Annotated in this window: 11 protein-coding genes; 2 read left to right on the top strand and 9 right to left on the bottom strand. The window is 67.0% G+C overall.

All coding sequences use genetic code 11. The annotated features are described in order from the left end of the window. Positions 1-45: 45 nt before the first annotated feature. Entirely contained in the window at positions 46-954 is a 909-nt protein-coding gene (locus AC3A4T_RS08345) for a DnaJ C-terminal domain-containing protein (protein WP_483589160.1), read from the top strand. Between the two features lie 719 nt (positions 955-1,673). Here AC3A4T_RS08345 and AC3A4T_RS08350 read toward each other — a convergent pair. The 9 genes from AC3A4T_RS08350 to AC3A4T_RS08390 form a co-directional block, all read right to left on the bottom strand. Next, on the bottom strand, positions 1,674-2,045 hold the full coding sequence (locus tag AC3A4T_RS08350) for a response regulator (protein WP_036104242.1): 372 nt from the start codon (positions 2,043-2,045) through the stop codon (positions 1,674-1,676). 60 nt (positions 2,046-2,105) lie between these two features. After that, positions 2,106-3,098: a YhdH/YhfP family quinone oxidoreductase gene (locus AC3A4T_RS08355; RefSeq protein ID WP_487674957.1), complete on the bottom strand. Its 993-nt coding sequence runs from the start codon at positions 3,096-3,098 to the stop codon at positions 2,106-2,108. A 164-nt stretch (positions 3,099-3,262) separates the two neighbouring features. Then, complete coding sequence (locus AC3A4T_RS08360) at positions 3,263-4,249, bottom strand: hypothetical protein (protein WP_487674958.1); 987 nt, start codon at positions 4,247-4,249, stop codon at positions 3,263-3,265. A 135-nt stretch (positions 4,250-4,384) separates the two neighbouring features. Then, positions 4,385-4,978, bottom strand: a complete 594-nt coding sequence (locus AC3A4T_RS08365; protein ID WP_487674959.1) for an LOG family protein — start codon at positions 4,976-4,978, stop codon at positions 4,385-4,387. Between the two features lie 129 nt (positions 4,979-5,107). Continuing rightward, complete coding sequence (gene lpdA, locus AC3A4T_RS08370) at positions 5,108-6,532, bottom strand: dihydrolipoyl dehydrogenase (protein WP_487674960.1); 1,425 nt, start codon at positions 6,530-6,532, stop codon at positions 5,108-5,110. A 184-nt stretch (positions 6,533-6,716) separates the two neighbouring features. Then, entirely contained in the window at positions 6,717-7,931 is a 1,215-nt protein-coding gene (gene sucB / locus AC3A4T_RS08375; protein WP_487674961.1) for a dihydrolipoyllysine-residue succinyltransferase, read from the bottom strand. Positions 7,932-7,997: 66 nt separating this feature from the next. Next, positions 7,998-10,832, bottom strand: coding sequence for a 2-oxoglutarate dehydrogenase E1 component (locus AC3A4T_RS08380; RefSeq protein WP_487674962.1), 2,835 nt, complete (start codon positions 10,830-10,832; stop codon positions 7,998-8,000). A gap of 477 nt (positions 10,833-11,309) precedes the next feature. Further along, positions 11,310-12,212: a GNAT family N-acetyltransferase gene (locus tag AC3A4T_RS08385; RefSeq protein ID WP_487674963.1), complete on the bottom strand. Its 903-nt coding sequence runs from the start codon at positions 12,210-12,212 to the stop codon at positions 11,310-11,312. After that, positions 12,209-13,480, bottom strand: a complete 1,272-nt coding sequence (locus AC3A4T_RS08390) for a JmjC domain-containing protein (RefSeq protein WP_487674964.1) — start codon at positions 13,478-13,480, stop codon at positions 12,209-12,211. Before AC3A4T_RS08390 ends, AC3A4T_RS08385 begins: the two co-directional genes overlap by 4 nt. A 253-nt stretch (positions 13,481-13,733) precedes the next feature. Here AC3A4T_RS08390 and AC3A4T_RS08395 point away from each other — a divergent pair, with 253 nt between their 5' ends. Further along, positions 13,734-14,414, top strand: coding sequence for a YoaK family protein (locus AC3A4T_RS08395; RefSeq protein WP_487674965.1), 681 nt, complete (start codon positions 13,734-13,736; stop codon positions 14,412-14,414). Positions 14,415-14,425: the final 11 nt, after the last annotated feature.

Raw genomic sequence — 14,425 nt, forward strand, 5'->3', positions numbered from 1 at the left:
CTGGGCGGACAGCGCCGCGGCCGCGCGACGCCGCCGGAGCGATCGATGCAGTTCAAGGATTACTACGAAACTTTGGGCCTGGAGCCCAGCGCGGGCGAAGCCGAGATCAAGACGGCGTATCGCCGGCTTGCGCGCAAATACCATCCCGACGTCAGCAAGGAGGCCGGCGCGGAGGAAAAATTCAAGGCGGTCAACGAAGCCTACGAGGCCTTGCGCGATCCGCAGAAGCGCACCGCCTACGATCAACTGCGCGCGCGCGGTTATCGGCCGGGCGACGAGGTGCAGGCGCCTCCAGGCGGCTTCGGTGGCGGCTATGGCGGCGGCAATCCGGATTTCGAGGAAATCTTCGCCGGCGGCGGCGCGGGCGGAGGCTTCAGCGACTTCTTCGAGAACCTGTTCGGTCGCGGGCGCTCCGCCGGTGGCGGCTTCGGTGGCAACCCTGGCGCGCGTCCGGCGCCGCCGCGCGGCGACACCCGCGCCAAGCTGGCGATCTCGCTGGAACTGGTCCACGAAGGCGGCAGCGTCCGCATTTCGGTCAACAACAAGACCCTGGACGTGCGCGTGCCCAAGGGCATCCGCCCGGGCCAGCTGATCCGGCTCGCGGGGCAGGGCACGCACGGCGATCTGTTGCTGGAGATCGAATACGCCGCGCATCCGCAGTTCGAAGTGGACGGCCGCAACGTGATCCACGTGCTGCCGCTGGCGCCGTGGGAAGCGGCGCTGGGCGCGACGATCAGCGTGCCGACCCTGGGCGGGCCGGTCGACCTGAAGATTCCCGCCAATTCCGAAGCCGGCCGCAAATTGCGTCTGCGTGGTCGCGGCCTGCCGGGTACCCCGGCGGGCGACCAGATCGTCGAACTCGAAGTATTGGCGCCGCGGCCGCAGACCGATGCGCAGCATGAGGCGTACGAGACGATGCGGGTGGCGTTTGGTGAGGATTGGCGGCGGGAGTGAGGGTGGCGGGTGCGGTGGCGGTGGGCGCGATGCGCGGGTAAATCGTTCGTGCGTCGTCGTGTAGTGATCTGCGGTTGATGGGCGGTCGAGTCATGTTGGTGGTCGTGACTGCATCGCTCTGGTGCACAGGCCGTTTGACGCTGATGCCTGCCTGATTCCCACTTGATTCAAGTGCTTGGCCACTGCTCTGGCCTCCCAGTTCGTCATTCCCGCGAAGGCTGGGATCTTCCGCGACTGCCGTGACCTTTCAGTTCGTCATTCCCGCGAACGCGGGAATCCAGCGACTTTCGCTCTCGTCGCGATGCAGTGTGGATCGCGACGAATCTCAGATACACCTGTACTACGCCCGCATCAAAGTCACTGGATTCCCGCGTTCGCGGGAATGACGGCTGGAAATTATGTCGCTCAGTACAGAGCGCTGATAAAGCCGCGCACTGTGCGGCACTTGCTCTTGCCTGTCATCCCCGCGAAGGCGGGGATCCAGAGACTTCAGAGTCATGCTTCGGTGAAGCCCTGGATTCCCGCGTTCGCGGGAATGACGGCTAGAAAGTATGTCGCTCAGTACAGAGCGCTGATAAAGCCGCGCACTGCGCGGCACTTGCTCTTGCTCGTCATCCCCGCGAAGGCGGGGACCCAGAGACTTCACCACGCAAAAATAATCCCGGCCGAAGCCGGGATCGTCTCTACCCAAAGCCGCGCGGATCGCCCGCGCCGCCCATTCAGCCCGCCGAAGGCAACAACTGGCCGATGATCTCGGACAGGTCGGTCTCGCTGAACGGCTTGGTGATGTAGGCCTTGGCGCCCTGGCGCATGCCCCAGACGCGGTCGGTGTCCTGGTCCTTGGTCGTGACCAGCACGATCGGGATGTGCTTGGTCGTCGCCTCGCGGCAGATCGAGCGGGTGGCCTGGAAGCCGTTGAGGTTCGGCATGACCACGTCCATCAGGATCATGTCGGGCAGCTCGCGCTTGGCCGCCTCGACGCCGGCGGCGCCGTCTTCCGCGGTCAGTGCTTCGTGCCCCAATTTCTCGACGATGCGACGGATGCCCATCAACTGGGACGGCGAATCGTCGACGATCAAAATACGCGCCATGTGTTTCCCCCAAGGATCTGCGGCCGATTGTAGCGACGCGGCGCGCGGCTGCAATGCCAACTAGATCACGACCAGGGTTCGGCCCACCGAACCGCCTGCCAGCATGCCACCAAACACCTGCGGCAACTGTGCCAAACCGACCTCGCGGGTGCATATCCGGTCCAAGTGCGCGGGTTTCCAGTCGCTGCCCAGGCGCTGCCAGACGCGGTCGCGGATGTCGCGCGCGGTGCCGGCCGAGGCGATCCCGAGCAGGGACACGCCGCGGATGATGAACGGCATGACCGTGCTGTCCAGTTCCGCGCTGGCGGCCAGGCCGGCGGTGGCGACGTTGCCGTAGGGCGCGGTCTGCGCGAGCAGGCTGGCCAGCATCGGCCCGCCGACGTTGTCGAGGCCGCCGCCGAAGCGCACCGATTCCATCGGCCGCGCGGTCGCCAGCGCGTCGCGGTCGAGCACCTGGCTGGCGCCGATCGAGCGCAGATAATCGGCCTGATCGGCCTTGCCGCTGATCGCATGCACGTCGAACCCGGCGCGGCTGAAGATGTCCAGCGCCAGCGAGCCCACGCCGCCGGTGGCGCCGGTGACCGCGAGCGGGCCGTGCTCGGGCGTCTGCCGGTTGTCGAGCAGGCGATGCAGCGCGAGCGCGGCGGTGAAGCCGGCGGTGCCGAGGATCATGCTCTCGCGCAGGCTCAGGCCGGCCGGCAGCGGGATCGCCCACTGCGCCTGCAGGCGCGCGTACTCGCTGTAGCCGCCGTCGCGGGTCTCGCTGAGGCCGCAACCGGTGACCAGGACCGCATCGCCTTCCTTGAAGCCCGCATCGCGCGAGGCGACCACATGCCCGGCGACGTCGATGCCGCCGACCAGCGGAAATCTGCGCAGGATCTTGCCTTCACCGGTGCCGGCCAACGCGTCCTTGAAGTTGACCGAGGAGAACGCGGTCTTGATCACCACCTCGCCCGGCGCGAGATCGTCCAGCGTTACCTGCTCGATGCCGCTGCGGTAACCGGCGGCGTCGTTGTGGATGCGGAAGGCGTTGAAGGTGCTGGGCGTGGTCATCGGCGCGGACTCGTGGTGTACGGCGCGATGATAGCTGAGGGCCGGGATTCGGGATTCGGGATTCGGGATTTGGGATTAGTGAAAGCACAGCGGGCGGCGGAGTTGCCAGTGCGACTGCACCTTGATTTTGCCAATCCCGAATCCCGAATCCCGAATCCCGGCCTTCAACCAATATCGCTGGAAGTAGGCACCACCTCGCGCTCGGACTTGATCCGCTTGGACCATTTCCGGGCGCGCTTGTATTCCTTGTCGTCGCTGTCGAGCAGGTGGATGCGGCCCAGTTCGACCTTCCACAGCAACTGGTTCTGGGTGGTGAACACGATCAGCGGCTTGCGGTATTGCAGGCTCATGAACACGTGGAACATGGTCGGCGCGGCCGAGGTCAGGTGGCTGACGTAGAACGCCTCGGCCTTCTTCAATTGCTTGCCGTCGTAGTTGAGGCAGCTGCGTGTTTGCTCGTAGCGGTCGAGGATGCGTTCGCCGCTTTGGTCCATGCGGAACATGGTGTAGCCGCCCATCGGCACGTCGTCGTCCTGCCACGGCGGCATCATGAACACGAAGATCTGCGGCTTGTGATTTTCTTCGACGTCGAACACGACCAGGTTGGGCGGAATGTCGCTGCAGTACAACGGCTTCTGCGTGCGCGCCAGGGTCTGCGCGGCCATCAGTTTTTGTTCGCGTGGGTTGGCCGGACGCGGCGGGTCCAGGCGCTTGGTGTCGCGCACGCCGAACGGCTGCATGTGCAGGCTGGACTGCGCGAACGAGATCAGCGTGTCGCCGTCCTGGCTGAAGTAGTTCACGTCGACGTGGTCGCCCCGGTCGTCGGTCAACCAGCCCTTGGGCGAACCGGGGAAATCCTTCAAGGCGCCGATCTTGAGCAACTCGTCGCTGGTCAGCCATGCGGCCATGTCGTGGCGGCGGATCAGGCTGCCGACGTTCTCGGCGATCAGCACGTCGCTCTGGTACTTGAGCGGGATGTCGCAGGCGATGCGGCGGCTGCGCGCGTCGGCATCGGCGGGCAGTTCCTTGGCCAGGTCGCAGTCGCCGCCGCGCGCGGCCGGTCTGGACGGCTCGGCCGCCAGCGAGGCGGTCGGCAACAACGCCAGGACGAGGCAGGCGGCCAGCAATCCGCGGCGGGTGGTGAGGGCCATCCTCGAATCCTTTCTGGGGTTGGGCCGACTATACGGGGTCGCCCGGCGAACTGCCGAGGGCGCCGATCGCGGATGCGTAACTCATGATCGAACGCATCGGTAGCGACGGCGCGAACGCCGCCGTCGGTCGCAGCGTCAGCGCAAGGCGTTGCGGCGCTTCTCGTCCAGCCACTTCGAGGCCGCGGCCGGGGTGTAGCCCTGCATCCAGCCGAGCATCGCGTCGATGTCGTCGCCGTGCCACAGGTCGTTGCGCTGATCGGCATGCACGAAGCGCTCGGCGACCATGCGATCGAGCATCGTCATCAGCGGCGCATAGAAGCCGTCGATGTCGAGAAACGCGCAGGGCTTGTTGCCGATGCCGAGCTGGCGCCAGGTCAGCATCTCGAACATTTCGTCGAGCGTGCCGAAGCCGCCGGGCAGGGCGACGAAGCCGTCGGCCAGGTCGAACATGCGCGCCTTGCGCTCGTGCATCGAGCCGACGATTTCCAGCTTGCTCAGGCCGCGATGGGCGACTTCCCAGTTGACCAGTTGCTCGGGGATCACCCCGATCACTTCGCCGCCGCCCTCGAGCACGGCATCGGCGACCACGCCCATCAGGCCGACGTTGCCGCCGCCGTAGACCAGGGCGATGCCGTCCTTGGCCAGGCGATTGCCGAGCGCCATCGCGCGTTCGGTATAGATCGGCTTGGCGCCGGCGTTGGAGCCGCAGTAGATGCAGATGCTTCGCATGGGATTGGTCATTCGAGATTAGAGATTGGTAAAAGCAAAACGCCAGGCGGGGCCTGGCGTCTGCTTGGGAAAGGGAGAGAGGTCGGGCCGCTATTGCGAATCCCGAATCCCGAATCCCGAATCCCGGCCTTAATTGGCCTTGTGAATCGCCCGCTTGTCGACCGCCATCGCCGCGTCGTGGATCGCTTCCGACAGGGTCGGATGGGCGTGGCAGATGCGCGCGAGGTCGTCGGCGGAGCCGTTGAACTCCATGGTCAGCACGCCTTCGTGGACGAGTTCGGACACGCCGACGCCGACCAGGTGCAGGCCCAGCACGCGATCGGTCTCGGCGTGCGCGATGACCTTGACGAAGCCGGCCGGCTCGCCCATCGCCACCGCGCGGCCGATCGCCGCGAACGGGAAGCTGCCGGTCTTGTACGGGATGTTCTCGGCCTTGAGCTGCTGCTCGGTCTTGCCGACCCAGGCGATTTCCGGCTCGGTGTAGATCACCCACGGCACGGTGTCGAGGTTGACGTGGCCCGGCAGGCCGGCGATGAGTTCGGCGACCGCGATGCCTTCCTCGAAGCCCTTGTGCGCCAGCATCGGCCCGCGCACGCAGTCGCCGACCGCCCACACGCCGTCGACGCCGGTGTGGCAGTGTTCGTCGACTTCGATCTGGCCGCGCTCGTTGAGCTTGACGCCGGTGCCTTCGGCCAAGAGCCCCTTCGATGCTGCACGACGGCCGACCGCAACCAGCAATTTGTCGACGACCAGTTCCTGGTCGGACTTGCCGTCGTTGTAGGTCAGGTGCACGCCGTCCTTCTGGATGTCGGCCTTGCTGACCTTCGCGCCGAGCTTGATCTCCAGGCCCTGCTTCTTGAATTCCTTGGCCGCGGTCTTGGCGACCTCGGCATCGGCGGCGGCGAGGAAATCGGGCAGCGCTTCGAGAATGGTGACTTCCGAGCCCAGGCGCTTCCACACGCTGCCCAGTTCCAGGCCGATCACGCCGGCGCCGATCACGCCAAGACGCTTGGGCACTTCGGTGAAATCCAGCGCGCCGACGTTGTCGACGATCTTGTCGCCGTCGAACTTCGCGAACGGCAGTTCGATCGAATCCGAACCGGCGGCGATGATGACGTTGGTGCCCTTGAGCTCGACCTCGGAACCGTCGTGCTGCTTGACCTTGACCACGTTGCCCGGGTGCAGGACGCCGAAGCCGTAGTACGGGGTGATCTTGTTCGCCTTGAACAGCATCGCGATGCCGCCGGTGAACTGCTTCACGATCTTGTCCTTGCGACCGACCATGGTGGCGACGTCGATCTTGGCGTTGTCGGCGCTGATGCCGTGTTCGCCGAACAGATGCTGCAGGTTCCAGAACTGGCGCGAGCTGTCGAGCAGCGCCTTGGACGGAATGCAGCCCACGCGCAGGCAGGTGCCACCGAGGGCGGGCTTGCCGTCCTTGCCGAGCGCCGCGTCGATGCAGGCGGTCTTCAGACCGAGCTGGGCGGCGCGGATGGCGGCGTGATAGCCGGCGGGGCCGGCGCCGATGACGACTACGTCGAATTGTTCGCTCATTTCATTCGCTCACGGGATTCGGGATTGGGGATTCGGGATTCGGTCAAGGCGCATCAGCGCCGCGAATCCCGGGTCCCGCGAAGGTTGCCGCAGAAGCGCCGGGAGCTCGGGCCTGGGAAGGAATTCGCAGGACGCTGTTGCCCTTGCGAATCCCAAATCCCCAATCCCAAATCCCGGCTGGGCATTACATGCCCAGCAACATGCGATGCGGGTTCTCAAGCTGGTTCTTGATGTCGACCAGGAACAGCACCGCGTCCTTGCCGTCGATGATGCGGTGGTCGTAGCTCAGCGCGATGTACATCATCGGCGCGGCGACCACGGCGCCGTTCTCGACGATCGCGCGTTCCTTGATCGCGTGCATGCCGAGGATGGCCGACTGCGGCGGGTTGACGATCGGGGTCGACATCAGCGAGCCGAAGGTGCCGCCGTTGGTGATGGTGAAGGTGCCGCCCTGCAGGTCTTCCAGCGCCAGCTTGCCGTCGCGCGCCTTCTTGGCGTAGTCGCCGATGGCCTTCTCGACGTCGGCGAAGCCCATGCGCTCGACATTGCGCAGCACCGGCGTGACCAGGCCCTTCTCGGTCGACACCGCGATCGAGATGTCGGCGTAGCCGTGATAGACCACGTCGTTGCCGTCGACCGAGGCGTTGACCACCGGATGGCGCTGCAGCGCGTTGGCCGCGGCCTTGGCGAAGAAGCTCATGAAGCCCAGCTTGACGCCGTTGGCCTTCTCGAACGACTCGCCCAGCTCCTTGCGCATGGCCATGACCTTGCCGAGGTTGACTTCGTTGAACGAGGTCAGCATCGCGATCGAGTTCTTCGACTGCATCAGGCGCTCGGCGATGCGCGCGCGCATGCGGGTCATCGGCACGCGCTCTTCCGGACGCGCGCCGGCGGCATTGCCGACGCCGCCGTTCTTGGCGTAATTGAGGATGTCTTCCTTGGTCACCGCGCCCTTGCGGCCGGTGCCTTCGACCTGCGAGGCGTCGATGCCTTCCTTGTTCGCGGTGAAACGCGCGCCCGGGGGCAGCTGGTCGTTGGAGCTCGGGGCGGCGGCCTTCGGCGCCTCGGCCTTGGGCGTGATCGGCTGCGCGCCGGCGGCCGGGGTCGCGTCGACCTTGGCCGCGGCCGGAGCGGCTTCGGCGGCGGGCGCGCTGGCGGCGGCGCCGGCTTCGACGATCGCGATCAGCTGCGAGCTGGTCACGGTCGCGCCTTCCTCGAACTTGATTTCCTTGAGCACGCCGTCGACCGGCGAGGGCACTTCGAGCACGACCTTATCGGTTTCCAGGTCGACCAGATTCTCGTCGCGCTTGACCGCATCGCCGACTTTCTTATGCCAGGTGGCGATGGTGGCGTCGGAGACCGACTCGGGCAGTACGGGGACTTTGATCTCGGTGCTCATGGGGCAGGCATCCTGGAGTGCTTGAATGTGGGTATGCGTAAGTAGGGGTCGCGAAGAACCAGCGCCTTATTCGGCGCTGGACTCTCCGTGCAGCGAATTGACCAGCGCGTCGGCGACCAGCTTGGTCTGCTCGGCGATGTGGTCGGCCAGGTGACCGGCGGCCGGCGACGGCGAACGCGCGCGTCCGGCGTAGTGCAGCGCTTGCTTCGGGCCCAGGCAGGCGGTCAGGTGATGGCGGATCTGGTACCAGGCGCCCTGGTTCTGCGGCTCTTCCTGGCACCACACCACGTCGGCGGCCGCGCCGAAACGCTTGAGCTCGGCGGCGAGGGCTTCGCGTGGGAACGGATACAGCTGTTCGATGCGCACGATCGCCACGTTGTCGAGGCCGTCCTTCTGCGCCTGCTCGTACAGGTCGTAATAGACCTTGCCCGAGCACAGCACCACGCGCTTGACCTTCTTGACGTTGGCCGCGGCGTCCGGAATCAGGTGCTGGAACTCGCCGTCGGCCAGTTCGTCCAGACTCGACACCGCGAGCTTGTGGCGCAGCAGCGACTTGGGCGTCATCACCACCAGCGGCTTGCGCGTGCTCATGCGCATCTGCCGGCGAATCATGTGGTAAGCCTGGGCCGGGGTGGTAGGCACGCAGACCAGCATGTTCTCCAGCGCGCACAGCTGCAGGAAGCGCTCCAGGCGCGCCGAGCTGTGCTCGGGGCCCTGGCCTTCGTAGCCGTGCGGCAGCAGCAGCACCAGGCCGCACAGACGGCCCCACTTGGCTTCGCCGGAGGACAGGAACTGGTCGATCACGACCTGGGCGCCGTTGGCGAAATCGCCGAACTGCGCTTCCCAGATGTCCAGGGTCATGGGATCGGCGGTCGAATAGCCGTATTCGAACGCCATCACCGCTTCTTCGCTGAGCAGCGAGTCGATGATGGTCACGTCCGACGGGTTCTTGACCAGCTGACGCAGCGGCAGGATGTACTCGTCGCTGGTCTGCTCGTGCTGGATCGCGTGACGGTGGAAGAAGGTGCCGCGGCCGCTGTCCTGGCCGACCAGGCGCAGCTTGTAGCCTTCGCTGATCAGGCTGGCGTAGGCCAGGTTCTCGGCGAAGCCCCAGTCGCCCGGCAGTTCGCCGGCGGCCATCTTGCGGCGGTCCTCGTAGATCTTGGCCACGCGCGGGTGCAGCTTGACGCTGTCGGCGACCGCGTTGATCTGGGTCGCGAGCGCGTCGAGCTTGCTGCGATCGAAGGTCGTGTCGACCGGATCGCTGAGCTTGCCCGAGAGGTACTTGGACCAGTCGATGGTGAATTCGTCGGGCTTGACCTCGACCAGCTCGGTGGTGACCGCGCCGGCGTCGAGCTTGTCGCGGTACTGGTCGACCAGCGCCTGGGCTTCTTCGGCCTTGAGCGTGCCTTCGCCGACCAGTTGCTCGGCGTAGAGCTCGCGCGGGGTCTTGTGCTTGCGGATCACCTGGTACATCAGCGGCTGGGTCGCCGCCGGCTCGTCGGCCTCGTTGTGGCCGTGGCGGCGGTAGCAGACCAGGTCGATGACCACGTCGCGGCCGAAGCGCTGACGGAAGTCCAGCGCCAGCTCGGCGCAGAACACCACCGCTTCGGGGTGATCGGAGTTCACGTGCAGGATCGGCGCGCCGACCATCTTGGCCACGTCGGTGCAGTACAGCGTGGACCGGGCGTCCTGGCGCTCGCTGGTGGTGAAGCCGACCTGGTTGTTGATGACGATATGGACCGTGCCGCCGACCGCGAACCCGCGCGCCTGCGACATCTGGAACAGCTCCATGCCCACGCCTTGACCGGCGAACGCGGCGTCGCCGTGCAGCAGGATCGGCAGCACCTGGGCGCGGCCCTTGTCGCCGCGGCGGGTCTGGCGCGAACGCACGCTGCCGGCGACCACCGGATTGACGATCTCAAGATGCGAGGGGTTGAACGCCAGCGCCAGATGGACCGGGCCGCCGGGCGTGGCGACGTCGGCGCTGAAGCCCATGTGGTACTTCACGTCGCCGGTGTGGGCGTGCTCGTCGTGCTCGAACTTGCCTTCGAACTCGTCGAACAGCTTGCGCGGCGGCTTGCCCAGGGTGTTGACCAGGACGTTGAGGCGGCCGCGGTGGGCCATGCCGATGATCACGTCCTGCACGCCCTGTTCGCCGGCGCGGCGGATGGTCACGTCCATCAGCGGGATCAGCGCGTCGCCGCCTTCCAGCGAGAAGCGCTTCTGGCCGACGTACTTGGTGCCCAGGTAACGCTCCAGGCCATCTGCGGCGGTCAGCCGTTCGAGGATGCGCTTCTTGTCCTCGACGCTGCGGCCGTACTTGCCAGCGGCGGTTTCCAGGCGCTCGTACATCCAGCGGCGCTGTTCGGCGTCGGCGATGTGCATGAACTCCGCGCCGATCGGGCCGGTGTAGGTGGCCTTGAGCAGGGCGAGCAGGTCGCCGAGCTTCATGCGCTCCTGGCCGGCCACGCCGCCGGTCGAGAACTCGACCGACTGGTCGCTCTCGGACAGGCGGTGGAAGCCCAGCGCCAGGTCCGGCGCGTCGGGCTTTTGCAGCAGGCCCAGCGGGTCGATGTCGGCGGCCAGGTGGCCGCGCGAACGGTAGGCGGTGATGACCTTGCCGACGGCGCGTTCGCGTTCGTCGCTGCCGCTCGTTCCGCCGGCCGGGGAGGCGATCGCGCCGCGGGCGGCGGCTTTGCCGGCCTGGGCGATGCTCTCGATCGCGGCCGAATGCGGAACATCGCCGGCTTCGCGGCCCTTGAAGCCGTCGAAGTAGCTTTTCCACTTGGCCCCGACGCTGTCGGGATCGACCAGGTACTGCTCGTACAGGTCTTCGATGAAGGCGGCGTTGGCGCCGAGTTGCGAGGATTGCGAAAACTGCTTGAGGAGGCTGTCCACGATGGCTATCGGGAAACTCTTGGGGGCGGAAGTGGCGTCGCGCGGGCGCACGGAGGCGCTGGGCGCGGACAAGGCTGAGAATTATAGCGGTAGTGTTAAGCCCAGCGGCATAACTACTTATGTCTAAGTGGCCGATTCGGTTCGATTTCGTCGATCGCGGGGCCGATAAGCGCGATTCGGACCGTTCCGGCAATGCCGCTCAGGTCTTGGGCCGGGGCGGCGGCGTTTCAAGCGCCAAGGCTGGGGTGGGCGGGTCTGCGAGCCTTGAGGCATGTCGATGAAAACGATATCTCTCGACCAGGCCGCGGAGGTTTTCTGCGGCGGGCCGTGCGTCGAAACGGGCCGTTCCGCGATGCCGTGGCCGCACGCGGGGCGATATGGGCCGTCGAGGTCGAGGTCGTTTTCGCGAAAGTGGCCCTGTCCGTTGCAGGCGGCCTTGTTCATGCGCGGGAGCTGAGGTTGGCCGGCTTCGGTTGCTCAGATGCCCAGCGCGCGATACTCGCTGCACGGCCGCGCGCGTTCCCACACCGGATCGAAGTGGGCGCGCAGCTGGCGCGCGCGCGGCCCGCCGTCGAGCCGGGTCTCGCCGTCGAAACGGTTGCCCAGGGTGCGGTAGTACCAGCCGTCGCGGTCGTTGACGGCATAGGCCGAGGCATAGGTCTGGTCGACCGGCTCCTCGATCGCGCGGAACAAGAACGCGCTCGGCAGGCGCTGGGCCAGGCCGATCAACGGCGCCAGGGCGCGCTGCGGCGCGGCCGGGTCGTGCAGCACGATGCGGGTGACGCCGCCGCCGGTGGCGAACCGGCGCAGCGCGGTGGTGATGTCGGTGCGGTCGAGCAGGCCCGGGTCGAGCTCGCGGCTGTAGATCGACAGGCCGCGGCGGGCGCCGGCGATCACCCCGAGCATGGCCGCCAGGGCGGCGTCGCGGGTTTCGACCGGGTTGGCCGCGCCCAGCAATAACCTCATCGATTGGTGTTCGATCCCGGCTTCGAAGAAGCGTTCGCCGTAGGGCAGGAAACCGTGACGCGCGTAGAGCCGCTGCGCCGGCAACTGCGCGTGCAGGGTGATTTCGCGCCAACCCAGCTCGCCGGCGCGTCGTAGCAACGCCGCGAGCAAGGCCTCGCCGACGCCGCGGCCGCGCCACGCGGCGAGCACGGCCATGCGGCCGATGCGCCGGTCCGGGGTCAGCCGGCCGGTGCCGATCGGGCTGCCGTCGTCGGCGAAGGCCAGCACGTGCTGGCATAACGGGTCGTGGGCGTCGAGTTCCAGTTCGGCCGGGACGTTCTGTTCCTGCACGAACACGGTCTCGCGCACCTGCCGCAGCGAAGGCAGGGCGGCGGCGTAATCGACCACCGCGACCACCTGGAACCCCGCGCTCATGCCTCGTCTCCCGCGTCCTCGCTGTCGTCGTCGCCGTCATCGTCCAGGCCGAGGCGGTAATGGCCGCCGGCGATCAGTTCCTGCACGCAGGCGCGGCCGGTCTGCGACAGCGCCGAATAGGCTTCGGCATCGATCTCCACCGCCGCGGCGATGGCCTGGGCATCGCGCGCGGGCAGGGCGAATTCCTGGCCGCTGACGTACAGCCGCGCGGCCTGGCCCTTGGCATGGGCCTTGCGCCAGGCCATCCGCGACCACGGGTGCCGCCACAGCGAGGCGCCGCGTTCCAGGTCCCATTCGATCTCGATCCGCGAGCGCGCCTCCTCATTGCTGGCGCTGACCTCGCCCGCGGCGCGGTACACAGTAATGAAGCGGCCGAACCAGTCGCCGAGGCGATCAGGGTCGTTCATGCGCATCGCGTTCAAGGCCTCGACCACCCGGCCCATCGCGGTTGCGTCGATCTCGTTGGGATCGCGCGGCGGGCTCAGGTCGGGGTCGCGGTAGCGCAGGCTGTCGTCGGCCTCGCCGGCCAGGGTGTCGATGTAATCGCCCATCAGCTCGGCCGCCGACGGCGCGCGCATGCCGACCGAGAAGGTCAGGCAGGCGTCTTCGGCGACGCCGTGGTGCGGCACGCCCGGCGGCAGGTACAGCATGTCGCCGGGGCCGAGCACCCAGTCGTGGCTGGGGTCGAATTCGCGCAGCAGTTTCAGGTCGGCGTCGGGGCGGAAGTCCTGCGGCGCATCGGGCCGCGCGTCGATCTGCCAGCGCCGGTGGCCCTGGGCCTGCAGCAGGAACACGTCGTACTGGTCGACGTGCGCGCCGACCGAACCGCCCGGCGCGGCGAACGAGACCATGATGTCGTCGATGCGCCAGCGCGGCAGGAAATCGAACGCCGGCAGCAGCGCGGCGACGTCGGCGTCCCATTTGTCGACGTCCTGCACCAACAGCGTCCAGTCCTGTCGCGGCAGGCCGGGGAAAAACGATTCTTCGAACGGCCCGTGCCGCAATGCATACACATCGTTGTCGCGATCGTGCTCGATCACCCGCGCCAGCACGCCTTCCTCGCAGGCCAGACCGGCCAGGTCCTCGGGCTGGATCGGCGATTGCAGGCCGGGGAAGGCGTTGCGGATCAGCAGCGGGCGCTTTTGCCAGTAGTCGCGCAGGAACACGGCCGGGCTCATGCCCAGCGGCGGATGGGCGGCGGCGTCGACCTCGATCGCCGGAGCGGAGGTCTGGCTGCGGGCGGGGCTTGCGACGGGTTTCTTTGCCATGGGTACAGATCGGATCGCGCTCGGATCGCGCGGATAACCGCATTGTCGCCGATGTGACGATGCGTGGTGAGGCGCGTGCGTCACCGAACCGGTCGGTTCGGCCGCTTTGAATCGGCCGGCGCGGTGATCGCGACTCGTCGCTGTTCGGCCTTTGTGGACGGACTTTGGTGTGTTGGTCCAATCCGAGCGAGGGAGGCGCCAAGGCTCGAACGCCGACCGTGGCGGCTAGACTGCCGACAACCAGGGGGACGCAATGGGAATCGTACTGCCGCGGTGGGTCTGGATCGGCACGGCCTGCCTGGCCGCGATCGCCGGCATGATCAATGCCATCGGCTATCTCGGCTATGAGCATCAGGCGGTCACTCATCTGACCGGCACCACGAGCTTGCTCGGGATCGCGCTCGCTCACGGCCAGGGCCGGGTGGCGGTCGATCTGGCTCTGGTCGGGTTGTCGTTCGTGTTCGGCGCGGTGCTGAGCGGCCTGATCATCCAGGACAGCACCTTGAGGCTGGGCCGTCGTTATGGCGTGGTGCTCGCCGTGGAAGCGGCCTGTCTGTTCGCGGCGGTGCCGCTGATGGAGCGCGACGTGCATGCCGGGGTGATGCTCGCCGCAGTCGCCTGCGGTCTGCAGAACGCGATGGCCACGACTTACAGCGGCGCGTTGATCCGAACCACCCATCTGACCGGTTTGTTCACCGACGTCGGCGTCGCGCTCGGCCATTGGTTGCGCGGATTGCCGGTCGGCACGCGACGGGTGTGGCTGTGCCTGGTGGTGATCTGTGGCTTCCTGGCCGGCGGTGCAATCGGCGCGGTGCTGTTTCAGGCGTGGAGTTATCGGGCCTTGTATGTCCCGGCGATGCTGACCGGCATCACTGGGGTGTCGTACGCGCTGTATCGGCACTGGGCGCTGCGCAGGCCTGTGCGAGGCGGATGAGGCCGGGCGAG

Source organism: Lysobacter sp. Soil_N_51 (assembly GCF_057655755.1).

What these genes read in the sequence shown, in the direction of transcription:
- AC3A4T_RS08345 (WP_483589160.1), top strand. Translation starts at nt 46, where the DNA reads ATGCAGTTCAAGGATTACTACGAAACTTTGGGCCTGGAGCCCAGCGCG.
- AC3A4T_RS08350 (WP_036104242.1), bottom strand. Translation starts at nt 2,045, where the DNA reads ATGGCGCGTATTTTGATCGTCGACGATTCGCCGTCCCAGTTGATGGGC.
- AC3A4T_RS08355 (WP_487674957.1), bottom strand. Translation starts at nt 3,098, where the DNA reads ATGACCACGCCCAGCACCTTCAACGCCTTCCGCATCCACAACGACGCC.
- AC3A4T_RS08360 (WP_487674958.1), bottom strand. Translation starts at nt 4,249, where the DNA reads ATGGCCCTCACCACCCGCCGCGGATTGCTGGCCGCCTGCCTCGTCCTG.
- AC3A4T_RS08365 (WP_487674959.1), bottom strand. Translation starts at nt 4,978, where the DNA reads ATGCGAAGCATCTGCATCTACTGCGGCTCCAACGCCGGCGCCAAGCCG.
- lpdA (WP_487674960.1), bottom strand. Translation starts at nt 6,532, where the DNA reads ATGAGCGAACAATTCGACGTAGTCGTCATCGGCGCCGGCCCCGCCGGC.
- sucB (WP_487674961.1), bottom strand. Translation starts at nt 7,931, where the DNA reads ATGAGCACCGAGATCAAAGTCCCCGTACTGCCCGAGTCGGTCTCCGAC.
- AC3A4T_RS08385 (WP_487674963.1), bottom strand. Translation starts at nt 12,212, where the DNA reads ATGAGCGCGGGGTTCCAGGTGGTCGCGGTGGTCGATTACGCCGCCGCC.
- AC3A4T_RS08390 (WP_487674964.1), bottom strand. Translation starts at nt 13,480, where the DNA reads ATGGCAAAGAAACCCGTCGCAAGCCCCGCCCGCAGCCAGACCTCCGCT.
- AC3A4T_RS08395 (WP_487674965.1), top strand. Translation starts at nt 13,734, where the DNA reads ATGGGAATCGTACTGCCGCGGTGGGTCTGGATCGGCACGGCCTGCCTG.